Raw genomic sequence first — 22,043 nt, forward strand, 5'->3', positions numbered from 1 at the left:
CTGACTTAACGCCATTTTTGTAACCCAGCCCGATTCAGGATTTACTGCAAATGACCCAGACTCTCAGCCAGCTCGAACATAACGGTGCTTTCATTGAGCGCCACATCGGTCCTACGCCGGAACAACAGGCCTTAATGCTGGAAGCGATTGGTGCCCGTTCGCTCTCATCATTGATCAGTTCTATTGTGCCTGCTGATATCCAGCTGCCAGGCCCGCCTGCAGTGGGCGATGCCGCGACCGAGCAGCAAGCGCTGGCAGAGCTGAAAGCCATTGCCAGTCAGAACCACCGCTACAAATCCTGGATCGGCATGGGCTACAGCGCGGTGATCACGCCGCCGGTTATCCTGCGCAATATGCTGGAAAATCCGGGCTGGTACACCGCGTATACGCCGTATCAGCCAGAAGTGTCGCAGGGCCGCCTGGAAGCGCTGCTGAACTTCCAAACCCTGACGCTGGATCTGACCGGTCTGGACATCGCGTCCGCCTCGTTGCTGGACGAAGCCACCGCCGCCGCAGAAGCTATGGCGATGGCTAAGCGCGTCAGCAAATTGAAAAACGCGACAAAATTCTTCATCGCCAATGACATTCATCCCCAAACGCTGGATGTGGTGCGTACTCGCGCCGAGACCTTTGGTTTCGAATTGATTATTGATAGTGCAGACAAGGCGCTGGATCACGACGATCTGTTTGGCGTGCTGCTGCAACAGGTGGGTACACACGGTGAAGTGCACGATTACCGTTCACTGATTACCGAGCTGAAAAGCCGCAAAGTGGTGGTGAGCGTCGCGGCAGACTTTATGGCGCTGGTGCAGTTAGAAGCGCCAGGCAAGCAGGGCGCAGATATCGTGTTCGGTTCCGCACAGCGTTTCGGCGTGCCGATGGGTTATGGCGGACCGCACGCTGCGTTCTTCGCCAGTCGCGATGAACACAAGCGCTCAATGCCGGGTCGTATCATTGGCGTATCACGCGATGCCGCCGGTAACACCGCGCTGCGTATGGCGATGCAAACCCGTGAGCAGCATATCCGCCGTGAGAAAGCCAACTCCAACATCTGTACTTCGCAGGTGCTGTTGGCGAATATCGCCGGTCTTTATGCTGTTTATCACGGCCCGGCTGGCCTGAAGCGCATTGCTTCCCGCATTCATCGTCTGACCAGCATTCTGGCTGCTGGCCTGCAGAATGGTGGCCTGAAACTGCGCCACAACAGCTGGTTTGATACGCTAACGGTAGACGTTGCTGATAAAGCCGCGATGCTGAACCGTGCACTGAGCTTTGGCGTCAATCTGCGCAGTGATATCCATAATGCCGTTGGCATTACGCTGGATGAAACCACCACGCGTGAAGACGTGCTGGCACTGTTCGCCATCCTGCTGGGCGATGCGCACGGCCAGGATATTGATGTGCTGGATACGGCGGTGGCGGCGGAAAACAGTGCGATTCCGGCCGGTCAGGTGCGTGAAAGCGCCTTCCTGACGCATCCGGTGTTCAACCGTCATCACAGCGAAACTGAGATGATGCGTTATATGCACAGTCTGGAGAAAAAGGATTTGGCGCTGAATCAGGCGATGATCCCACTCGGCTCGTGCACCATGAAACTTAACGCCGCTGCTGAAATGATTCCGATCACCTGGCCTGAATTTGCCGAGCTGCATCCGTTCTGCCCGGCAGATCAGGCTTCGGGTTACCTGCAGATGATTGGTCAGCTATCGCAATGGCTGGTACAGCTAACTGGCTACGACGCGCTGTGCATGCAGCCAAACTCAGGCGCACAGGGTGAATATGCGGGTCTGTTGGCGATTCGTCGTTACCATGAAAGCCGCAACGAAGGCGGCCGTAATGTCTGCCTGATCCCAAGCTCGGCCCACGGCACCAACCCGGCGTCAGCGCAGATGGCGGGCATGTCGGTTGTCGTTGTGGCTTGCGATAAACAAGGCAATATCGATCTTGGCGATTTGCGTGAGAAAGCGGCGCAGGTAGGCGAGCAGCTGTCGTGCATTATGGTGACTTACCCGTCAACGCACGGGGTTTATGAAGAGACCATTCGCGAAGTGTGCCAGATCGTGCATCAGCACGGCGGCCAGGTGTATCTCGACGGCGCTAACATGAACGCGCAGGTGGGGATCACCACGCCAGGTTATATTGGCGCGGATGTCTCGCACCTCAACCTGCACAAAACCTTCTGCATCCCGCACGGCGGCGGTGGCCCGGGCATGGGCCCCATCGGCGTGAAAGCGCATCTGGCGCCGTTCGTGCCGGGTCACAGCGTGGTACAAATTGACGGCGTGCTGACGCAGCAGGGCGCAGTTTCTGCAGCTCCTTTCGGTAGCGCCTCGATTCTGCCAATCAGCTGGATGTATATCCGCATGATGGGCGCGGAAGGCCTGAAGCAGGCGAGTTCAGTGGCGATTCTGAATGCCAACTACATTGCCAGCCGTCTACAATCCGCTTATCCGATTCTGTACGCAGGTCGCGATGGCCGCGTGGCGCACGAATGTATTCTCGATATTCGTCCGCTGAAAGAGCAAACCGGCATTAGTGAACTGGATATCGCCAAGCGTCTGATCGATTATGGTTTCCACGCACCTACCATGTCATTCCCGGTTGCGGGTACGCTGATGGTTGAACCAACGGAATCGGAAAGCAAAATTGAGCTGGACCGCTTTATCGATGCGATGCTGGCCATCCGCATGGAGATCGACCGCGTTGCCGATGGCGAGTGGCCGCTGGAGGATAACCCCTTGGTGAACGCCCCGCACACGCAGACAGAAATCGTCGGCGACTGGGCACACCCGTACACCCGCGAGCTGGCGGTGTTCCCGGCAGGCAGCGCTAACAAATACTGGCCGACCGTTAAACGTCTGGACGATGTATTTGGTGACCGCAACGTGTTCTGTTCGTGTGTACCCATGAGCGAATACCAGTAATTTAGCCGTCATACCTTAAGCTGCAGCGGCGTTGGCTGCGCTCCTTCATCCCCGGTCACTTACCGATGTAAGCTCCCGAGGATGTACGAGCTTGCCGCCTTGCTGCATCTCAAATTATTTAGGCTAAAATTCCGGATATATTTTATTAAGGGCCGACTATTCGGCCCTTTTGTTTTGGAGGCAAAAATGGATCTGGCTTTGGTGACGGGCGGCAGTCGCGGCATTGGACGTGCAACGGCCTTATTGCTGGCGCAGGCCGGTTATCGTGTAGCGATTAACTATCGCCAGCGTGCAGCTGAAGCGGCAAGCGTGGTGGCAGAAATTGAAGCGCAGGGCGGCAGCGCTTTTGCGCTACAAGCCGATATCGCTGATGAGGCACAGGTGATGCGCATGTTTGCCCAACTGGATGAGCAAGACGGCGCGCTGCGCGTGTTGGTGAATAACGCCGGAATTTTGTTTACCCAGTGTCGGGTTGAAGAGTTGGATGCCGAGCGCATTCAGCGCGTGTTCGCCACCAACGTCCTCGGTACCTTTATCTGCTGCCGCGAAGCGGTTAAACGCATGGGCACGCATCATGGTGGCAAAGGTGGTGCCATCGTCAATGTGTCATCTGCCGCGTCACGCCTCGGTGCGCCAGGTGAATATGTGGATTACGCCGCGTCGAAAGGGGCGATGGATACGCTAACTAAAGGCTTATCGCTGGAAGTGGCGGCGCAGGGCATTCGCGTTAACAGCGTGCGTCCAGGCCTGATTTATACCGAAATGCACGCCGATGGCGGCGAACCGGGCCGAGTGGATCGTTTAGCAAGTGCGCTTCCCATGGCGCGCGGCGGCCAGGCGGAAGAGATCGCCGAGGCAATTGTCTGGCTGGCAAGTGATGCTGCGTCGTACGTGACGGGCACTTTTATTGATGCCGCCGGCGGACGCTAATTGACCTGTTTGGCATGTATGCTGTCCCTATAAAAGCCGTTCCAAAATCGTACCCGAATATTATAGGGTCGCCATTCATGGTGACTGATACCTGTTAATGCAGCCAAATTTGCGCGCTAGCCGTTCACACCCGCTGACACATTTATTTTAGCGTACATGTGTACTCTGAAATTTATCTTCGCTACTCTGGTTGCTCAGAAATAGCACACTCGCTTTTTCCGTTTTTCAGGAATCCCCTTCCATGGTACAGAACCGAATTATTGCCGAGGGCTACTCATTGGCAGAAGAGATTGCCAATAGCATCAGCCACGGAATTGGCTGCATTTTCGGCATCATCGGCTTGGTCTTAATGCTAACGCAAGCCGTCGAATCTCAAGCTAACATCACAGCCATTACCAGCTACAGTTTGTATGGCGGCAGCATTATTTTGCTGTACCTTGCCTCAACGCTTTATCATGCAATTCCGCATCAGAGAGCTAAATACTGGCTGAAAAAATTCGACCACTGCGCCATCTATGTTTTGATTGCCGGCACTTATACACCGTTTTTGCTGGTAGGCCTGAACTCGCCGCTAGCGCAGGGCTTGATGGTGGTGATCTGGAGTCTGGCGCTGATCGGCGTGCTGTTCAAAATTGCGTTTGCCCACCGCTTTGAAGCGCTGTCGCTGGTGACCTATCTCAGCATGGGATGGTTGTCGTTGGTGGTGATTTATCAGCTGGCAATCAAACTGTCGCCGGGCGGGATTTGGCTGCTGGCAGCCGGTGGCGTGGTCTATTCGCTCGGGGTGATTTTCTACGTCTCGCGCCGCATTCCTTACAGCCACGCTATCTGGCATGGCTTTGTGCTTGGCGGCAGCGTATTGCACTTCTGCGCAATCTATTTTTATGTGATGTAACTTGCGGCCCTACATGAGAACCGCACGAACTTCGTAGGGTGCGCATTCATGTGCACCTAAAACAGCGTCAATCATTCTGCCAATGAATATGGCAGCGGCTGAATCGTCAGTTTGCCGCTTTCGTCGCCTTCCACACGCAGCACGCTTTCCGGCTCCAGATCATTGTTCATCACCACTTGCACCCACACGCTGCCGTCATCCAGCTGCACGCCAGTGAGCACCGTACCGGTACGACGCCATTTGTCGCCCATTTGCAGTTCCAGCGAGCCACCAACATCGGGTACCTTGCTGGCGCTTCCAGCCAGCCAATAAAGTGCACGTTTGTTAGCGCCGCGGAATTTAGCGCGCGCAACCATTTCCTGGCCGGTGTAGCAGCCTTTTTTGAAACTGATGGCATCCAGCACCTGCAGATTGGTGGCTTGCGGAATCAGCTGTGCGCTGGTGGCGCTTTCAATTACCGGAATACCCGCTTCGATATCCAGCGCCAGCCACTGCAGGCTGTCGTTAAACTGTGCTTCACCGGCGAGTTTCTCTTTAAGCACCTGCGCTTGTTCTGGCGTCGTCACCAGCAGAAAACGCTCAGCGGGCTGCGCAAACCACAGCAGCGTGCTCTCATCCTGCTGCACCACCGGCGTTTCCGCATCCGGGAGCGTGCTGAACAGGTTTGCCAGCGCGGCACGTGCCTGGAAGCCGGCGACGCCCAGCAACACCGCTTCATCATCAGCGACGAGTGTTACCTTGGCGAACACCGCATATTTCTTCAGCTCAGTCAGCTGCTGCTCGCGCAGGTTGCGACGAACCGTGTAGGCATAACCTTCACCACGATGGAACAGACGAATGTTGCTCCACATCTTCCCCTTAGCATCGCAGTGTGCGGCCGGGCGATGTTGTGTTGCATCCATGGCGGCGACATCCAACGTCAACTGACCTTGCAGATAAGAGGTGCTGTCCTTGCCCTGCACCTTAACCAGTGCCCATTCGTCGAGCGACATCAGGGTTAAAGGCAGGCGTGCCGATGCAGCAGGCTGGCGGGGAGGAAGGGTAAAAATCGACATGGGTCATTCCTGATTAATGAGGTAATAGGTAGCAATGGTAAAAGAGCAGTGCGGCTTTGCAACCTGTTTACTGAATCTGGCGCACAAATCGCGTGATGTCCTTTGCAAATCAGGGGCTGTAACGCCGTGACATTGCACAGGGATAAGCACAGCGCCTGCAGCGAGAAAAAAAAGCAGGTACACTGAGCCCACTGTTTTTAGCCATGGAATGAGAGACATGGAAATTAATGACAAAGCCCGCGTCCAATGGGCGTGCCGCCGAGGTATGCTGGAACTGGATATCGCTATTATGCCGTTCTTTAAGTACGAATATGATTCGCTTAATGATACCGACAAGCAGGTGTTTATCGCGCTGCTGAAGAGTGACGATCCTGACTTGTTCAACTGGTTGATGAATCACGGTGAACCGGTGGATCCCGAGTTCAAACGCATGGTGAAACTGATTCAGCAGCGCAATCGTGAACGCGGTCCGGTGGCGATGTAATCTGCGGGCGTCACCCAGTGCGCGAGCACTGAATGTGGCGCTGTTTGCGCTGTGCGTGGCTCTACTGCTGAGCCTGAGCTGGCCAGACGAATGGGCGTGGTGTAAAGCGCCGATTTTAGTACTGCTGCTGGTGGAAGGCTGGCGTAACGAGCGACATCTGGTGCAGCGCGTAGGCTGTCTGGCGTTGGACGTGAACGGCGAGTGGCTGTGGCGTGAGGCGCGCTGGCGAACAGAACGTAAAGCGGATTGGCTGCCGTTTGGCGTCTTGCTGGTGCTGCGTAATCAGCAGGGTAAGCGCTGGCGGCTGTGGCTGATGCACGATAATCTGCCGCCCGGTGAATGGCGCACGTTACGCGCCTGCTGTTTTCTGCATGAGGGGCAAACGCTGCCTTAAAGCAGCGCCGCGGTTTCTGTCAGAATCTGTTCGCACCACTGTTCGATGCGCTCATCACTCAATTCGAACTGATTCACATCATCAAGCGCTAAACCCACAAACTGTGCGCCGTCGGCAGTCAGCGGTTTTTTACTGGTGAACTCGTAGCCTTCCAGCGGCCAGTAACCGACAAACTGCACGCCCATTGGCTGCAGCAGCTCGTGCAGCATGCCGAGCGCATCGAGAAACCATTCGGCATATTCACCCTGGTCGCCCATGCCGTACAGCGCCACGATTTTGCCGCGCAGATTCAGGGCCGGGATTTGCGGCCAAATCGCTTCCCAGTCTTCCTGCAACTCACCAAAATCCCACGTGGGAATACCCAGGATCAGCAAATCGTACTGCTCCATCAGCGACGGATCGTCATCTTTCAAATTGTGCAGCGTGACTAATTCTTCGCCGATAAAGTCGCGAATTTTCTCCGCAGTCATCTCGGTGTAACAGGTACTGGAACCGTAAAATAATCCAATATTCATGCAATTAATGCTCTGACTGAAACTGACTCGGGGGCAATTGTACCAGAAGCAGGCTACTTTCAGGCATAATGAGCACGATTTCACACGGGCGGAGATAACAGTGCAGGACAGCGATCTGATCGAACAGTTTCTCGATGCGCTTTGGATTGAACGTAATCTGGCGCAGAACACGCTCGCGTCCTACCGGCAGGATTTGCAAACGCTGATCGGTTGGCTGCACCATCACGATCGTACGCTGTTGACGCTAGAAGCGCTTGATTTACAGCAGTTTCTCGCCGAGCGCGTCGAGGGCGGCTATAAAGCCACCAGCTCCGCGCGCACCCTCAGCGCCATTCGCCGCTTGTGCCAATATTTGTATCGGGAAAAAGTGCGCAGCGACGATCCCAGCGCGCTGCTTTCTGCCCCTAAGCTGCCGCAGCGCTTGCCGAAAGATCTCAGTGAAAATCAGGTTGAACGCTTGTTACAGGCACCCAGCATTGATGTGCCGCTGGAACTGCGTGATAAAGCGATGCTGGAGCTGCTGTACGCCACCGGATTACGCGTTACCGAGCTGGTAGGGTTAACCATCAGTGATATCAGCCTGCGCCAGGGCGTGGTGCGGGTCATCGGTAAAGGCAACAAAGAGCGCCTTGTGCCGTTAGGTGAAGAGGCGGTTTACTGGATTGAATACTATATGGAACATGGCCGGCCGTGGCTGCTGAATGGGCAAACGCTGGATGTGATGTTCCCCAGCCAGCGTGCGCAACAAATGACGCGGCAGACCTTCTGGCATCGCATCAAACACTATGCGACCCTTGCCGGTATTGATAGCGAAAAGCTGTCGCCGCACGTGTTGCGCCACGCATTTGCCACACATTTACTGAACCATGGCGCCGATTTACGCGTCGTACAGATGTTGCTGGGCCACAGCGACCTCTCGACGACGCAAATTTATACGCATGTCGCCACTGAGCGCCTGCGTCTGTTACATCAACAGCATCATCCGCGCGCTTAACAAGCGGTAACAAGGATTTAAGATGAAAAAGCAGCTCACGATGCTGGCTCTGCTGGTCAGCGCATTCACTGGATTGGCGCATGCCGATGACAACGCCATTCAGCAAACGCTGAAAAAACTGGGCCTGCAACAGGCGGAAATCCAGCCCTCACCGCTGCCGGGCATGAAAACCGTGCTGACAGAAAGTGGCGTGCTGTATGTTTCTGAAGACGGTAAACATATGATTCAGGGGCCGCTTTATGATGTTAGCGGCACTCAGCCGGTTAACGTCACCAATCAGCTGCTGGACAAAAAAGTCAGCGCGCTGGCGCCTGACATGATTGTCTACAAAGCGCCTAAAGAGCAGCACGTCATTACCGTGTTCACCGATATCACCTGTGGCTACTGCCGTAAGCTTCATGAGCAGATGGCGGACTACAATGCGCTCGGCATCACCGTTCGTTATCTGGCTTTCCCGCGTGAAGGGCTGAACGGTCAGGTTGAAAAAGCCATGCGTGCCATCTGGTGCAGCGCCGATCGCAACAAAGCTTTCGATGCCGCGATGAAAGGCGATGCGCCGCAAATGGATGCGCCCGCCACCTGCAAAATCAATATCGAACAGCAGTACAAACTGGGCATCCTGTTTGGTATTCAGGGCACGCCGGCCATTCTTACCGATAGCGGTATGATGATTCCTGGCTATCAGGGACCGCAAGAGCTGAAGCAAGTGCTTGACGGCCAGAAGCGTGGCGGTTAACGCACAGTGATTCATTCTGTTGAACTCCGTCGGCGCGAAGCTGAGGCCGACGCCAGCTTGCCCGCTGATTTGCCCCCTTTGCTTCGTCGTCTCTATCTGCAACGCGGCGTGAAAGATGCGCTGGAACTGGAACGTGGTGCCAAACATTTGCTGCCGTGGCAAACCCTCGGCGGTATTGAAGGCGCGGTTACGCTGCTGCATCAGATGCTGCAAACCGGCAAGCGCATCGTGGTAGTTGGTGACTTTGATGCCGATGGCGCCACCAGCACGGCGCTAACCGTGCTGGCACTGCGTAGCCTGGGCGGTAACGTTGATTATCTGGTGCCAAACCGCTTTGAAGATGGCTACGGATTGAGTCCGGAAGTGGTTGAGCAGGCCAAAGCGCGCGGTGCAGAGATGATCCTCACCGTCGATAACGGTATCTCCTCGCACGCCGGCGTCGATACTGCGCATCAGCATGGCATTCCGGTGCTGGTTACCGATCACCATCTGCCGGGCGACACCTTGCCCGCCGCCGAAGCGATTGTGAATCCCAATCTCAACGACAGCGCATTCCCTTCGCGCTCGCTGGCGGGTGTTGGCGTTGCTTTCTATCTGATGCTGGCGCTGCGTGCGCATCTGCGTCAGCAAAACTGGTTTAGTGCCGGTCGTGCGGAGCCAAATCTGGCGGAACTGCTGGATCTGGTGGCGCTGGGCACCGTGGCGGACGTGGTACCACTGGATGCCAATAACCGCATTCTGGTGTGGCAAGGCTTAAGTCGCATTCGCGCGGGTAAATGCCGCGCGGGTATTCGCGCACTGTTAGAAATTGCCAATCGCGATGCGCGTCAGCTCGCCGCCAGCGATCTCGGTTTTGCTGTCGGTCCGCGTCTCAATGCCGCCGGTCGTCTGGATGATATGTCGGTTGGCGTGGCGCTGTTGCTCACCGAAGACATTTCCCAGGCACGCATGTTGGCGAATGAACTCGATGCGCTCAATCAGACGCGCAAAGAGATTGAGCAGGGCATGAAGAGCGAAGCGCTGGCGTTGTGCGATGAGCTCGAGCGCCAGCATACCGATCTGCCGCTTGGCCTGGCGTTCTATCATCCGGAGTGGCATCAGGGCGTGGTCGGCATCCTCGCTTCGCGGCTGAAAGAGCGCTTTCATCGCCCGGTGATTGCTTTCGCGCCTGCCGGTGACGGCACGCTGAAAGGTTCCGGTCGCTCAATTGCCGGTTTACATCTGCGCGATGCGCTGGAGCGTCTCGACACGCTGTACCCCGGCATGATGATTAAGTTTGGCGGTCATGCGATGGCGGCAGGTTTGTCGCTGCAAAGCGAAAAGTACGAACCATTCCGTGAACGTTTTGCCGCGCTTATTGATGAGTGGCTGGATGGCGAAGCGTTACAGGGCGTGATTTGGTCAGACGGCGAACTGCATGCGCAGGAGTTTACGCTGCACACCGCTGAAATGCTGCGCGAAGCGGGTCCGTGGGGTCAGGCATTCCCGGAACCGGTATTCGACGGTAAATTCAAACTGCTGCAGCAGCGCCTGGTGGGCGAACGCCATCTGAAAGTGATGATCGAGCCTATCGGCGGCGGCCCGCTGTTAGATGGCATCGCCTTCAACGTGGATACTACGCTGTGGCCAGACACCAGCGTGCGGCAGGTGCAGTTGGCCTATAAACTGGATATCAATGAGTATCGCGGCAATCGCTCGGTGCAGCTGATCATCGATCATCTCTGGCCGATGTAGGAAAAATGAAGTCGCCATCAATGCGCTACTGGTTGTCCGTTAAGGCATGAAAAACCCTCATTATCGAAAGCACACATGGTAGCGGCGCAATTCAATACGCGATAAATCGCGCCGCTACAAAGTGGGTGTGCTTTCGGGTAAACTAGCGCGTTAGTTTTTATCTCCTTTCACCGAATCGTCAAAAAAGACTGAAAAGCCATGTTTGAAATTAATCCGGTCAAAAATCGTATCCAGGACCTCAGTGAGCGCAGCGACGTTCTTCGGGGGTATCTTTGACTACGATGCCAAGAAAGAACGCCTTGAAGAAGTAAACGCCGAGCTGGAACAGCCGGACGTCTGGAACGAACCCGATCGCGCGCAAGCGCTGGGTAAAGAACGTGCTTCGCTTGAGGCGGTGGTTGAAACCCTAGATCATATGCGTCAGGGCCTGGAAGATGTGCAGGGCCTGCTGGATCTGGCGGTAGAAGCCGACGACGAAGAGACCTTCAACGAAGCCGTTGCCGAGCTGGATGCGCTGGAAGTGAAGCTGGGCGAACTGGAATTCCGCCGCATGTTCTCTGGCGAATATGACAGCGCTGATTGCTACATGGATATTCAGGCCGGTTCCGGCGGCACCGAAGCGCAGGATTGGGCCAGCATGCTGCTGCGCATGTATCTGCGCTGGGCCGAAGCCAAAGGCTATAAAACCGAAATTATCGAAGAGTCAGACGGTGAAGTGGCTGGTACTAAATCCGCTACCATTAAAATCATCGGCGACTACGCGTTTGGCTGGTTGCGCACCGAAACCGGCGTCCATCGCCTGGTGCGTAAGAGCCCATTCGATTCCGGCGGCCGTCGCCATACCTCATTCAGTTCGGTGTTTATCTACCCGGAAGTGGATGACAACATCGATATCGACATTAACCCCGCCGATCTGCGTATCGACGTTTACCGTGCCTCCGGTGCGGGCGGCCAGCACGTTAACAAAACCGAGTCTGCGGTGCGTATTACCCACTTGCCGACCAACATTGTGGTGCAGTGCCAGAACGACCGTTCACAGCACAAGAACAAAGATCAGGCCTTCAAGCAGTTACGCGCCAAGCTGTACGAATATGAGATGCAGAAGAAAAACGCGGACAAGCAGGCAGCGGAAGATAACAAGTCTGATATCGGCTGGGGCAGCCAGATCCGTTCTTATGTTCTCGACGATTCACGCATCAAGGATCTGCGCACCGGCGTAGAAACCCGCAACACCCAGGCGGTGTTGGATGGCGATATCGATCGTTTTATTGAAGCAAGTTTAAAAGCAGGGCTATAAGGAACCGACATGTCTGAACAACAACCGCAGAGCGCTGATGCCGCCCTTGAGTTAAATAACGAACTGAAAGCGCGTCGCGAAAAACTCAACGCGCTGCGTGAAAAAGGCGTGGCGTTTCCCAACGATTTCCGCCGTGATACCACGTCCGATCTGCTGCACGCCAGCTATGACGAAAAGAGCAACGAAGAGCTGGAAGCGCTGGGCGTCGAAGTGAGCGTGGCCGGTCGTATGATGACGCGCCGCATCATGGGTAAAGCCTCCTTCGCCACCCTGCAGGATGTCGGCGGCCAGATTCAGATCTACGTATCTCGCGACGATCTGCCAGAAGGCGTTTACAACGAGCAGTTCAAAAAGTGGGATCTCGGCGATATCCTTGGCGCGCGCGGTAAGCTGTTCAAGACCAAAACCGGTGAGCTGTCGATCCACATCTCTGAGCTGCGTCTGCTGACCAAAGCGCTGCGTCCGCTGCCGGATAAATTCCACGGCCTGGCCGATCAGGAAACCCGTTATCGTCAGCGTTACCTGGACCTGATCTCTAACGACGAATCACGTAACACCTTCAAAGTACGCTCAAAGATCATGGCCGGCATTCGCCAGTTCATGGTTAACCGCGACTTCATGGAAGTGGAAACGCCAATGATGCAGGTGATTCCTGGCGGTGCCTCTGCGCGTCCGTTCATCACCCATCACAATGCGCTCGACATCGATATGTACCTGCGTATTGCGCCAGAGCTGTACCTGAAGCGTCTGGTGGTAGGCGGTTTTGATCGCGTGTTCGAGATCAACCGTAACTTCCGTAACGAAGGTATTTCGCCGCGTCATAACCCAGAGTTCACTATGATGGAGCTCTATATGGCGTATGCGGATTACAAAGATCTGATCGAGCTGACCGAAAGCCTGTTCCGCACTCTGGCGCAGGATGTGTTGGGCACCACCGAAGTGCCGTATGGCGATCACAGCTTCGATTTCGGCAAGCCGTTTGAGAAGCTCACCATGCGTGAAGCGATCAAGAAATACCGTCCGGAAACCGACCTGAGCGATCTGGAAGACTTCGATAAAGCGGTGGCGATTGCTAACTCGCTGCATATCAAAGTTGAGAAGAGCTGGGGACTGGGCCGCGTGGTCACGGAGATCTTCGAAGAGACCGCCGAAGCGCACCTGATTCAGCCAACCTTCATCACCGAATATCCGGCTGAGGTTTCCCCGCTGGCGCGTCGTAACGACGAGAACCCGGAAATCACCGATCGCTTTGAATTCTTCATCGGCGGCCGTGAAATCGGTAACGGCTTCTCGGAGCTGAACGATGCAGAAGATCAGGCTGAGCGTTTCCTGCAGCAGGTGAATGCCAAAGATGCCGGTGATGACGAAGCGATGTTCTACGATGAAGATTACGTCACCGCATTGGAGCACGGCCTGCCGCCAACCGCAGGTTTGGGTATTGGTATCGACCGTATGGTGATGCTGTTTACCAACAGCCACACCATCCGCGACGTGATCCTGTTCCCGGCACTGCGTCCAACCGGCAAGTAATCCTCTCCGATATCTCGTAGGGTCGCCATTCATGGCGACCTTTTTTTATTCCAGCGGCATAAAACAAAATTCCTGATGACAACCCGGCACGCTCTGTGCAGGATGGTTTTTTTCATTTTCAGGGAAACACCATGAGTGCAAAAGCGGCAACGTTAGAGGGCCGGATTCGTCAGCACTGGGATCAGCTCTCCAGCCACGAACAGCGCTTAGCCGACGTGCTTCTCGCCGCGCCCGGGCAGTTAGCCATGAACACCGCCACTGAACTGGCGCACAGCGCAGGCGTCTCGAAAGCCACCACCACACGTTTCTTTCGTCATCTCGGCTATGAGAGTTATGAAGCCGCACGCCGTCAGGCGCGCGAGATGCAGAGCAGCGGTTCGCCGCTTTATCTGCAACCGGCACCCAGCGCATCGCCGCTGGCCAGCATCATGCAGCAGCACCTGGAAAAAGAGATCGCCAACCTGGTCAACAGCTATCGCACGCTGGATAGCGAACAGCTGCAGCAGGCGGTGACGGCTATCAGCCAGGCACGTCGTGTGGTGGTGATGGGCTGGCGCCACAGCCAAACCATTGCACATTTGATCTATCGCGATCTGATTCATATCCATTCTGATGTGCGCCTGCTGCCGCGTCCGGGCGATTCGCTGGCGGAACATATGGCAGCGCTGACGGCGCAAGACGTGGTAATTTGCGTCGGACTGCGCCGCCGTATGCCGGCGCTGGAAACGGCCATGAATGCATTAGCCGAGCGCAATGTGCCCATGCTGTATATCGCCGACGTGCTCTCCGGCAAACCGGCGCGCCATGCGCAATGGGTGATTCGCTGCCATACCGATAGCAGCCTGATCTTCGATAGCACCGCCGCGCTCTCTGGCGTGTGTAATCTGCTCTGTTCACTGGTGGCCCGACAAATGGGTAAAGCCAGCAACGATCATCTCGCGCAAATTGAAGCGCTACACCAATCCCTCGATGAACTAGAATAGTGCGCCGTGCTGGCGCACTGCGCGCCAGAAATCTCACCAAAGCAGTGCAATCCTGCCAACTCTCTCTCCAGCAACAGCCGCCGTCCCGCTCGCCTGTGAAACCTAAGAAATAAAAATAAAAATCAAGAAACAGTTGTTTCCAGTTGATTTTATTAGCTAAAGATTGACCTGGCGTGATGCCCTCTGCGCAGTGGTGAAAAAACTGGCACAAAACATGCTCAGTAGAAAAAGACATTTCACCAACACCAGGGAAACACCATAATGAAAAAAACAGCACTGCTGATCGCCGCACTTCTTTCCGTTGGCACCGTGGCGCAGGCGCAAGCCGACACGCTGTCCGACATCAAAAGCAGCGGCAAAATCACCGTCGGTATCGATCCAACCTTTCCGCCATACGAATACACCGACGACAAAGGCGAGATCACCGGTTACAGCGTGGCGATCATGCAATCCTTCGCAAAAGATCTCGGCGTGAAACTCGAGTTTCAGAAAACCGCCTTCAGCGGCATTCTGCCGGGCCTGATTTCTGGCTCCTTCAATGCTGAAGGCTCCTCTCTCAACGTTACCGCTGAACGCGCGAAGAAAGTGTTGTTCACCGTGCCGTACAGCAAAACCGTTAACGGCGTGCTGGTACGCGAAGCAGAGGCGAAAACCTTCAGCGGTAACACCCTGAGTCCGGAAAGTTTGTCTGGCCTGCGCGGCGCAGTGAAAACCGCCAGCGTGCCCGAACAGCTGCTCAAGGGTTTCAACGAGCAGCTGAAGAAAGAGGGTAAAAAACCCATCGTCATTATCAACGTGGATTCGCTGGACCAAACCGTCAGCACGCTGATGACCAAACGCGCCGATTTCGTCTATGACGACATCTCAGTACTGGCGCCGGTAGCGAAAAAATACGCCGGTAAAGTGGCACAGGTGGGCGAAGTCGGTCCGTCACAGTGGATGGGTTGGGCGACGCGTAAAGAAGATGGCAGCCTGAACAAAGCCATTAGCGATCATATTCTGGCGATGCAGAAAGATGGCGAGCTGACCAAACTGCAACAGCAGTATCTCGGCACCACCTTCACCGTGCCCGCCAGCGACTTCATTCCGCAGGAGTAACTATGTGCCAGTCCAACCTGACGGTGCCCGCCGGCTTTGGCAAAACCTTTCGCGTGCGCAAAGGCCAGTTTATTACCGTAATTGATAGCGCAGGGCAGCAGGCCGCCGATTTTGTCGCGGTTAACGCCGACGATCTCAACGAAAAACTGTCGCCGGTGCATACGCGCCAGCAGCTGCGGTCGCTGTTCTTCAAACCCGGCGATGCGCTGTGGTCGAGTGAAAACCGCCCGATGCTGCGCATTCTTGCCGACAGCATCGGCATTCACGATTCCAACGTACCGGCCTGCGATCGCACGCGCTTTAGCGTCGATTTCGGCGTGGAAGGGCATCGCAACTGCGTTGATAACCTGCTGGAAGGGATGAAGGCATTTGGGGTGACCTACTTCTCGCTGCCGGAGCCGTTCAACCTGTTCCAAAACGGTCCGGTTACCGCCGATGGCCGCATGGAAGTCACCGATCCCAACAGCAAAGCGGGCGATAGCATCACCTTTGAAGCGCTGTGCGACCTGATCTGCGCGGTGTCATCCTGCCCGCAGGACATCATTCCCGGCAACGGTTTGCAGGTGACGCCCATCGACATCGTGGTCAGCGACCATTTTCACGCTCAGGAGATGAATCATGCTGTTAATGCGTGAACGTTATGAAGAAACCGCCGTGCGCACGCTGGCTGAACCGGTGCAGATTGCGCCGGGCAGCGTAGGTTCGATTCGCGTGCTGCGCGGTCAGCTGCTGCGCATCACCGCGCTGGGCGAAGGTGCCGTCGCGTCGCTGTTTGGCTTTAGCCTTGCCGATCCCGACGTATGGTTGTCGGTGCACCACACGCGGGTGTTCAGCAACAGTTATCTGCTCGGTTCCGGGATGCGTCTGGTGAATAACCGTCGCCGTCCGATGATGGTGCTGGGCAAAGACAGCGTAAAGCGTCACGACCTGCTGCTGCCCGCCTCGACCACCGCGTTTCTCGCCGAGCGTGGCTATCAGGGCGAGGGTTGCCTTGAGGGCGTGCGCGGCGAGCTGGCACGTCTTGGTCGGGTGGTGCCGAAGCTGCCCGATCCGATCAACTTGTTTATGCACCTCAAGCTCACGCGCGAGGGCGATATTCTGCCGGAAACCAATCAGACCAAAGCCGGCGACAGCATTACCTGTCGCGTGGTGATGGATACGGAATTCATCGTCTCCGCCTGCAACACCGGCATTGAGGGTAACGATAAGCCCGCGCCGCTGCTGCTGTCGGTGGCGGAAAACCTGCACGACTTTAACGCGGAGTAACGCATGGGGCTGGATCAACAGGTAGTGGCCGCGCTGCCGGAACTCGGACGCGGCCTGCTGATGACGTTGCTGCTCACCGTGCTGGCGTCGCTCGTCAGCGTGGTAATGGGGCAGCTTGCCTGCTTCCTGCAGCTGCGTCGCGCCTGGATCTGGCGCACCATCGGCCGCCTGTATGTCAGCGTGATGCGCGGCACCCCGGCAATTGTGCAGCTGTTTGTGGTGTTTTTCACCTTGCCGCGCCTGGGGTTGGGTGGCCAGCCGATGCTGGCGGCGGTAATTGCTATCGGCCTCAACAGCGGCGCTTACGTGGCGGAAATCCTGCGCGTTAATCGCAGTTTGGTGACGCGTGGACAGCTTGAAGCGGCGCGCACGCTGGGCCTGAGCCGTTTTCTCAGCTGGTGGTATGTGATCAATCCCCAGGTGATGCGCGCCAGCCTGCCGATGCTGGTCAATGAGTTCACTATTCTGCTGAAAACCACGCCGCTGGCCTCGGTGGTGGCGCTGACCGAGTTGACCTACGCCGGGCAAATTGTCATCGCCCGCACCTACGAAGCCACCCAGGTGCTGCTGCTGGTGGCGGCCGGATATCTGTTGATCGCCATGCCGTTGATTGCAGCGGCGCGGCGTCTGGAAGCAAAACGGAGGATGGCATAATGGATTGGCAGGCAATTATCACTTCCTTGCCGTCGCTCGCTGACGGCCTGGTGGCTACCCTGCAGCTCTGTTTAGTGGCGGCACTTTGTTCACTGCTGTGGGGCGCGCTGCTGGCCGTACTGCTGATGCGCGCCTCGCCGTTCTGGCTGCGTCTGCTTAATCTGTACAGCGGGTTAACCCTCGCGCTGCCGCTGCTGGTGGTGATCTATCTGCTCTACTTCGTGCTGCCGGAATATGACATCACGCTGTCGTCGCCGGTAGTGGGTGTGCTGGCGCTAACGCTCTACTACGCGCCCTACATTGCGCAGGTGGTTCGCTCGGCGATTGATGCGCTGCCGAAAGGGCAGTGGGAAGCGTGCCGCGTATTGGGCTTAAGCCGCCGCGAGCAGCTGCGCGATGTGGTGCTGCCGCAAACCCTGCCGCAGATGCTGTCGCCGTTGGTCGGGCTGATGATCGGATTGATTAAAGACTCGGCGCTGCTATCGATTGTCTCGGTGCAGGAGTTTATGTACGCCGCCAAACAGGCGATTTCGGATACCTACGCGCCGCTGGAGATCTATCTCACCGTGGCGCTCTGTTACTGGCTGCTCAACAGCGCGATCGACTGGCTGGCGCGCGGCCTCGAATCCCGCATGACGCGCTATCGTCGCGCCATGCAGCATTAATCTGGAGAACAACATGTCAGCTGAATTTCAGCACCGTGAAGCGATTACCATCCCGGCACGCTACGGTAAAGCGGTGCGCCTGAAGCAGGGCGAAGCGGTACAGGTGATTAACCTGCACGGTACCCAGGTGGTAGATTGCTGGGCCTATAACGCCGAGGATGTGAGCGAATATATGTGTATGGAGGCGACGCGCGTGTGGAATCAGCGTCTCAATCCTAAAGTGGGCGACAGCTTCATCACCAGCCAGCGCCATCCGATTTTGACGCTGGTGGCGGATACGTCGCCCGGCGTGCACGACACCTTTATGGCCGCCTGCGACGCGCGGCGCTATGAGCTGCTCGGCTGTACCGAACCGCATCGCAACTGCCATGACAATCTGTTTGAGGGGATGCGCGAGCTGGGCGTGACGCTGCCGCACGGTAATCTGGCGTCATTTAATATCTTTATGAATATTCAGGTGCAGCCGGACGGCATTACGCTAAAGACGCTGCCGGTAGTGACCAAACCGGGCGACTACATCGTGCTGCGCGCCGAGATGGATTGTTTTGTGGCGTTCTCGGCCTGTCCGCAGGATATCGTTAGCATTCAGGGGCAGGGCGATAATACGCCGCGTGATGCCGAGCTGCGCATTTTGACCAGCGGATTCCCGCAGGTGCAACTGAAGGGCGCGTGGGTTCCCTCACCCTAACCCTCTCACGCAAGCGGGAGAGGGAACTGACCGAGCGAGCATGTGGCAGGGTATTTCTTTTATTCCCTCTCCCTGTGGGAGAGGGCTAGGGTGAGGGCATCAGCCCGCAGCAAATCTACGACTTAACCACCCCATCCAGCCACGCCTGAAAACGCGCATAGGGCACATACAGCGCCACATTTTTATACAGCGTTTTACCGCTCTTATTATCGTCGATCTGGCTGCTGTAGCCGACAATGACACCCGCCAATGTATCGTCGCTGGCGTTATACACGGCGCCGCCGGACATACCTTTCACCACGCCGGCATTGGCCGCCACCACCACGCAGCTGGCCTTATTCCAGTCATTCGCCAGCGTGGTGTTGATCAAATTCTTGCCGCTTGATGACACCGGCATCGCCGAAATAAAGCTGTAGCCATACAAATTCACGTTGTCGCCAATATGGCTGTTGCGAAACGGTGGTGGCAGATTGGCTTCACTGTTTTTGTGGTACACCACCGCGATATCACATTCAGGATGCCAGGCTTTGACCCGATACAAGGAAAACTTCGCTACGTGCGCCGCCGTCAGGCTGTAGTCACGCGTAAGAGGAATGGTGGTGCCGAGCGCACCAATGCCCAGAACGGTGGGAATACCGGTGACGGTCATATCGACGCGTTTTGCTGCTTCTTTGCTGTATTCGTAATGTCCAACAGAACAGCCACTCAGGCAGCCAACCGTTAGCGCGATGAGCCATCGCATACGCTCTCCCCTCGATTTTTGACACCCCCTAACCGGGCAATCCATTGAGGTATCGGCAGTACGCGTCCATCCTTTACTGACTGATTTATTGCCAAAAACTGTTCCGCTGTGACCACCGTCACATCCTGCTACAAGCGTAGCGTGAAAACGTCAATCTGTCTCAATGGTTGGTTTCGGTCATTTTTCCGCGCGGCGATTATTGCTGTGCGGGCAAAATAGCCTTGCGCCACGCGGGGTGGTTGCGGTGCAAGGGCTATGCTTTAATAACAATGTGACGTAGTTCAAATTTTAATAAGCGTCTGTTGTAACCGTACTGCGCTCGCAGTGCGGCCCGCCTGCAAAAAATTTATTGGGAGAGTGTGTTATGCCTGTTGCATTACTGGCGCTGGCGCTGAGTGCGTTCGCCATCGGCACTACGGAATTTGTCATCATGGGATTACTGCCGGATGTGGCGGGCGATCTTCAGGTGTCGATCCCCTCTGCGGGATGGTTGATCAGCGGTTACGCGCTGGGCGTGGCCATTGGTGCGCCGATCATGGCGCTGCTGACCGCTAAACTGCCGCGGAAGAAGACGCTAATTCTACTGATGATCATCTTCATCATCGGTAACGTGCTCTGTGCGTTGGCCTACACCTATAACCTGCTGATGCTGGCGCGTGTGGTGACAGCGCTGTGTCACGGCGCCTTCTTCGGCATTGGTGCGGTGGTGGCCGCCAGCCTGGTGGCACCGAGTCGTCAGGCTTCTGCCGTGGCGCTGATGTTCACCGGCCTGACGTTGGCCAATGTGCTCGGCGTGCCATTGGGCACCTGGTTTGGTCAGATGTTTGGCTGGCGTGCCACTTTCTGGGGCGTGGCGATTATCGGCATCTTCGCCTTTATCGCGCTAATTGTTAGCCTGCCGAACAACAAAGAAGAGAAGCCGGTGCATCTGGCGAGTGAAATCAGCGCGCTGGCGAATGGCAAACTGTGGCTGTCGCTGCTGATGACGGTGTTCTTTGCGGCGGCGATGTTTGCGCTGTTCAGCTATATCGCTCCGCTGTTGCTGCAGGTGACCGGGATTAGCGATCGTGGCGTCAGCTGGACGCTGTTCCTGATCGGCGCTGGTTTAACGGTCGGCAATATCCTCGGCGGCAAGCTGGCCGACTGGAAAGTGTCGTTCAGCCTGATCCTCAGCTTTGTACTGATTGCGGTATTCTCGCTGCTGTTCAGCTGGACCAGCCATGCGCTGTGGCTGGCGGAAATTACGTTGTTCCTGTGGGCAATGGCGACCTTTGCCACCGTGCCGGGTCTGCAGATTAACGTGGTGCGCCACGGTAAAGATGCGCCAAACCTGGTTTCCACGCTCAACATCTCCGCCTTCAACGTCGGTAACGCGCTTGGCGCATGGGTCGGTGGTGCGGTGATCGAGAAAGGTTACGGCCTGACGTCGGTGCCGGTTGCGGCGGCGGCGCTGGCGGCTATCGGATTGGTGATCTGCCTCGTCACCTTCCGCAAATCGGGCGGGCAGGGCGAAGCAGTCAACGCTTAAGCTAATTGCTCGGCAATACGTTGTGGAAACGCGGCTACCTGCTGTTGCAGGTGGTCGCAGAAGTGATCGACCAGCGCCGAAGCCGGTCGATGCTGTGGCCTCACCAGGCTGACGGTAAACGGTACGGCGATACTGAAGCGCCGCATCACCACTCCGCTGGCGGCGTAATCAAGCGCCGTCAGCGGATTCACAATCGAAATCCCCACGCCCGCGCGCACCATTGCGCATACCGACGCCGCACTGTGCGTCTCCAGCACCAATCGACGATCCACCTCCTGCTCATGAAACAGTGAATCCAATAACTGGCGATAGCTATCGCTGCGCGACAGGCTGACGTAATTCTCGCCGTGGAAATCCTGCGGCGTCAGCACCGCGCGCTGGCACAGCGGATGCTGCGGCGGCAGCACGCACACTTCATCACAGGTCAGCAGCGGCAGGCGCTCGGTGCCGGCAGGTGCATGCTGGGTTTCGGTCAGACCGAGATCGTAGCGCTGCGCCGATAGCCACTCTTCCAGCAGCGGCGACTCCTGCGGAATGATATTCAGGCTAACCTGTGGATAGCGCTGCAAAAAAGGTTGCAGCAGCGGTGGCAGCAGCGACTGCGAAAATACCGGCAAACAGGCAATCGACAGTTCGCCCTGGCGAAACTCACGTAATCCTTCGGCGGCATCCATAATGCGATCGAGCCCATACCACGAGCGCTGCACCTCTTCGTATAGCCGCAGGCCTTGCACCGTCGGCTGCAGGCGGCCGCGCACCCGCTCGAACAGCTGTAGGCCGAGCTGCTGCTCCAGCCGCGCCAGCTCGCGGCTTACCGTCGGCTGCGAGGTGCGCAGCAGCGTCGCCGCCTGCGTCAGGTTGCCGCTGGTCATCACCGCGTGAAAAATTTCGATATGTCGCCAGTTAATTTTTGCCATTGCGCCCTCTGCTA

General features: G+C 56.5%; 22 protein-coding genes. 18 read left to right on the forward strand and 4 right to left on the reverse strand.

Going from position 1 to position 22,043, the window contains the following annotated elements; translation table 11 throughout:
• The first annotated feature begins 50 nt into the window (after nt 1-50).
• From gcvP to ACIP6T_RS19280, 3 genes are all read left to right on the forward strand, one after another.
• A complete protein-coding gene (gene gcvP, locus ACIP6T_RS19270; RefSeq protein WP_400458433.1) occupies nt 51-2,924 on the forward strand; it encodes an aminomethyl-transferring glycine dehydrogenase in 2,874 nt (957 codons plus the stop codon).
• A gap of 186 nt (nt 2,925-3,110) precedes the next feature.
• Nucleotides 3,111-3,854 carry an SDR family oxidoreductase gene (locus tag ACIP6T_RS19275; protein WP_097096153.1) on the forward strand — a complete coding sequence of 248 codons (744 nt, stop codon included), beginning with the start codon at nt 3,111-3,113 and terminating at the stop codon, nt 3,852-3,854.
• A gap of 241 nt (nt 3,855-4,095) precedes the next feature.
• The gene (locus ACIP6T_RS19280; RefSeq protein ID WP_097096154.1) at nt 4,096-4,749 is read left to right on the forward strand and encodes a hemolysin III family protein; all 654 of its coding nucleotides are present in this window, start codon (nt 4,096-4,098) and stop codon (nt 4,747-4,749) included.
• A gap of 71 nt (nt 4,750-4,820) precedes the next feature.
• Here ACIP6T_RS19280 and ygfZ read toward each other — a convergent pair whose 3' ends face one another.
• Complete coding sequence (gene ygfZ / locus ACIP6T_RS19285; RefSeq protein ID WP_400458435.1) at nt 4,821-5,804, reverse strand: tRNA-modifying protein YgfZ; 984 nt, start codon at nt 5,802-5,804, stop codon at nt 4,821-4,823.
• 217 nt (nt 5,805-6,021) lie between these two features.
• On the opposite strand from ygfZ, the gene sdhE reads away from it, so the two are divergent.
• On the forward strand, nt 6,022-6,288 hold the full coding sequence (gene sdhE / locus ACIP6T_RS19290; RefSeq protein WP_007890277.1) for an FAD assembly factor SdhE: 267 nt from the start codon (nt 6,022-6,024) through the stop codon (nt 6,286-6,288).
• On the forward strand, nt 6,263-6,682 hold the full coding sequence (locus tag ACIP6T_RS19295; RefSeq protein WP_345828412.1) for a protein YgfX: 420 nt from the start codon (nt 6,263-6,265) through the stop codon (nt 6,680-6,682). Before sdhE ends, ACIP6T_RS19295 begins: the two co-directional genes overlap by 26 nt.
• Here the strand turns inward: ACIP6T_RS19295 and fldB are convergent.
• On the reverse strand, nt 6,679-7,197 hold the full coding sequence (fldB, locus tag ACIP6T_RS19300) for a flavodoxin FldB (RefSeq protein ID WP_097096157.1): 519 nt from the start codon (nt 7,195-7,197) through the stop codon (nt 6,679-6,681). The genes ACIP6T_RS19295 and fldB overlap by 4 nt on opposite strands.
• A gap of 100 nt (nt 7,198-7,297) precedes the next feature.
• Here fldB and xerD point away from each other — a divergent pair, with 100 nt between their 5' ends.
• From xerD to ACIP6T_RS19360, 12 genes are all read left to right on the forward strand, one after another.
• Nucleotides 7,298-8,191, forward strand: coding sequence for a site-specific tyrosine recombinase XerD (gene xerD, locus ACIP6T_RS19305; protein WP_370659792.1), 894 nt, complete (start codon nt 7,298-7,300; stop codon nt 8,189-8,191).
• Nucleotides 8,192-8,213: 22 nt separating this feature from the next.
• Complete coding sequence (gene dsbC / locus ACIP6T_RS19310) at nt 8,214-8,927, forward strand: bifunctional protein-disulfide isomerase/oxidoreductase DsbC (protein ID WP_097096158.1); 714 nt, start codon at nt 8,214-8,216, stop codon at nt 8,925-8,927.
• A gap of 6 nt (nt 8,928-8,933) precedes the next feature.
• The gene (recJ, locus tag ACIP6T_RS19315; RefSeq protein ID WP_097096159.1) at nt 8,934-10,661 is read left to right on the forward strand and encodes a single-stranded-DNA-specific exonuclease RecJ; all 1,728 of its coding nucleotides are present in this window, start codon (nt 8,934-8,936) and stop codon (nt 10,659-10,661) included.
• A gap of 198 nt (nt 10,662-10,859) precedes the next feature.
• A protein-coding gene (gene prfB, locus ACIP6T_RS19320; protein ID WP_097096160.1) for a peptide chain release factor 2 occupies nt 10,860-11,958 on the forward strand; the annotation gives its coding sequence in 2 pieces (ribosomal slippage) (nt 10,860-10,934 and nt 10,936-11,958; 1,098 coding nt in all).
• A gap of 9 nt (nt 11,959-11,967) precedes the next feature.
• A complete protein-coding gene (gene lysS / locus ACIP6T_RS19325) occupies nt 11,968-13,488 on the forward strand; it encodes a lysine--tRNA ligase (protein ID WP_345828416.1) in 1,521 nt (506 codons plus the stop codon).
• A 131-nt stretch (nt 13,489-13,619) separates the two neighbouring features.
• Nucleotides 13,620-14,471 carry a MurR/RpiR family transcriptional regulator gene (locus tag ACIP6T_RS19330; RefSeq protein ID WP_097096162.1) on the forward strand — a complete coding sequence of 284 codons (852 nt, stop codon included), beginning with the start codon at nt 13,620-13,622 and terminating at the stop codon, nt 14,469-14,471.
• 261 nt (nt 14,472-14,732) lie between these two features.
• Nucleotides 14,733-15,569, forward strand: coding sequence for a transporter substrate-binding domain-containing protein (locus ACIP6T_RS19335; RefSeq protein ID WP_400458438.1), 837 nt, complete (start codon nt 14,733-14,735; stop codon nt 15,567-15,569).
• 2 nt (nt 15,570-15,571) lie between these two features.
• Nucleotides 15,572-16,204, forward strand: a complete 633-nt coding sequence (locus ACIP6T_RS19340; protein ID WP_400458439.1) for a DUF1989 domain-containing protein — start codon at nt 15,572-15,574, stop codon at nt 16,202-16,204.
• Nucleotides 16,188-16,835 carry an urea carboxylase-associated family protein gene (locus tag ACIP6T_RS19345; protein WP_400458441.1) on the forward strand — a complete coding sequence of 216 codons (648 nt, stop codon included), beginning with the start codon at nt 16,188-16,190 and terminating at the stop codon, nt 16,833-16,835. Before ACIP6T_RS19340 ends, ACIP6T_RS19345 begins: the two co-directional genes overlap by 17 nt.
• Before the next feature lie 3 nt (nt 16,836-16,838).
• Nucleotides 16,839-17,489 carry an amino acid ABC transporter permease gene (locus tag ACIP6T_RS19350; RefSeq protein WP_400458443.1) on the forward strand — a complete coding sequence of 217 codons (651 nt, stop codon included), beginning with the start codon at nt 16,839-16,841 and terminating at the stop codon, nt 17,487-17,489.
• Nucleotides 17,489-18,154, forward strand: a complete 666-nt coding sequence (locus ACIP6T_RS19355) for an amino acid ABC transporter permease (protein WP_345828420.1) — start codon at nt 17,489-17,491, stop codon at nt 18,152-18,154. The genes ACIP6T_RS19350 and ACIP6T_RS19355 overlap by 1 nt, the downstream gene beginning before the upstream one ends.
• A 13-nt stretch (nt 18,155-18,167) precedes the next feature.
• A complete protein-coding gene (locus ACIP6T_RS19360; RefSeq protein WP_400458445.1) occupies nt 18,168-18,842 on the forward strand; it encodes a DUF1989 domain-containing protein in 675 nt (224 codons plus the stop codon).
• Between the two features lie 115 nt (nt 18,843-18,957).
• Here the strand turns inward: ACIP6T_RS19360 and ACIP6T_RS19365 are convergent, their stop codons facing one another.
• Nucleotides 18,958-19,584 (reverse strand): hypothetical protein, encoded by a 627-nt coding sequence (locus ACIP6T_RS19365; RefSeq protein ID WP_097096168.1) that lies wholly within the window; start codon nt 19,582-19,584, stop codon nt 18,958-18,960.
• A 364-nt stretch (nt 19,585-19,948) separates the two neighbouring features.
• Here ACIP6T_RS19365 and ACIP6T_RS19370 point away from each other — a divergent pair, with 364 nt between their 5' ends.
• Complete coding sequence (locus tag ACIP6T_RS19370; RefSeq protein WP_097096169.1) at nt 19,949-21,112, forward strand: MFS transporter; 1,164 nt, start codon at nt 19,949-19,951, stop codon at nt 21,110-21,112.
• Here the strand turns inward: ACIP6T_RS19370 and ACIP6T_RS19375 are convergent.
• Nucleotides 21,109-22,029, reverse strand: a complete 921-nt coding sequence (locus ACIP6T_RS19375) for a LysR family transcriptional regulator (RefSeq protein ID WP_345828426.1) — start codon at nt 22,027-22,029, stop codon at nt 21,109-21,111. The genes ACIP6T_RS19370 and ACIP6T_RS19375 overlap by 4 nt on opposite strands.
• Nucleotides 22,030-22,043: the final 14 nt, after the last annotated feature.

This window comes from Pantoea sp. NPDC088449 (genome assembly GCF_044753225.1).
Classification (GTDB): Bacteria; Pseudomonadota; Gammaproteobacteria; order Enterobacterales; family Enterobacteriaceae; genus Pantoea; species Pantoea floridensis.

Excerpts from the sequence above, each read along its gene's own strand:
- gcvP (WP_400458433.1), top strand. The coding sequence starts at position 51 with ATGACCCAGACTCTCAGCCAGCTCGAACATAACGGTGCTTTCATTGAG.
- ACIP6T_RS19275 (WP_097096153.1), top strand. The coding sequence starts at position 3,111 with ATGGATCTGGCTTTGGTGACGGGCGGCAGTCGCGGCATTGGACGTGCA.
- ACIP6T_RS19280 (WP_097096154.1), top strand. The coding sequence starts at position 4,096 with ATGGTACAGAACCGAATTATTGCCGAGGGCTACTCATTGGCAGAAGAG.
- ygfZ (WP_400458435.1), bottom strand. The coding sequence starts at position 5,804 with ATGTCGATTTTTACCCTTCCTCCCCGCCAGCCTGCTGCATCGGCACGC.
- sdhE (WP_007890277.1), top strand. The coding sequence starts at position 6,022 with ATGGAAATTAATGACAAAGCCCGCGTCCAATGGGCGTGCCGCCGAGGT.
- fldB (WP_097096157.1), bottom strand. The coding sequence starts at position 7,197 with ATGAATATTGGATTATTTTACGGTTCCAGTACCTGTTACACCGAGATG.
- dsbC (WP_097096158.1), top strand. The coding sequence starts at position 8,214 with ATGAAAAAGCAGCTCACGATGCTGGCTCTGCTGGTCAGCGCATTCACT.
- lysS (WP_345828416.1), top strand. The coding sequence starts at position 11,968 with ATGTCTGAACAACAACCGCAGAGCGCTGATGCCGCCCTTGAGTTAAAT.
- ACIP6T_RS19330 (WP_097096162.1), top strand. The coding sequence starts at position 13,620 with ATGAGTGCAAAAGCGGCAACGTTAGAGGGCCGGATTCGTCAGCACTGG.
- ACIP6T_RS19335 (WP_400458438.1), top strand. The coding sequence starts at position 14,733 with ATGAAAAAAACAGCACTGCTGATCGCCGCACTTCTTTCCGTTGGCACC.
- ACIP6T_RS19340 (WP_400458439.1), top strand. The coding sequence starts at position 15,572 with ATGTGCCAGTCCAACCTGACGGTGCCCGCCGGCTTTGGCAAAACCTTT.
- ACIP6T_RS19345 (WP_400458441.1), top strand. The coding sequence starts at position 16,188 with ATGCTGTTAATGCGTGAACGTTATGAAGAAACCGCCGTGCGCACGCTG.
- ACIP6T_RS19350 (WP_400458443.1), top strand. The coding sequence starts at position 16,839 with ATGGGGCTGGATCAACAGGTAGTGGCCGCGCTGCCGGAACTCGGACGC.
- ACIP6T_RS19355 (WP_345828420.1), top strand. The coding sequence starts at position 17,489 with ATGGATTGGCAGGCAATTATCACTTCCTTGCCGTCGCTCGCTGACGGC.
- ACIP6T_RS19360 (WP_400458445.1), top strand. The coding sequence starts at position 18,168 with ATGTCAGCTGAATTTCAGCACCGTGAAGCGATTACCATCCCGGCACGC.
- ACIP6T_RS19365 (WP_097096168.1), bottom strand. The coding sequence starts at position 19,584 with ATGCGATGGCTCATCGCGCTAACGGTTGGCTGCCTGAGTGGCTGTTCT.
- ACIP6T_RS19370 (WP_097096169.1), top strand. The coding sequence starts at position 19,949 with ATGCCTGTTGCATTACTGGCGCTGGCGCTGAGTGCGTTCGCCATCGGC.
- ACIP6T_RS19375 (WP_345828426.1), bottom strand. The coding sequence starts at position 22,029 with ATGGCAAAAATTAACTGGCGACATATCGAAATTTTTCACGCGGTGATG.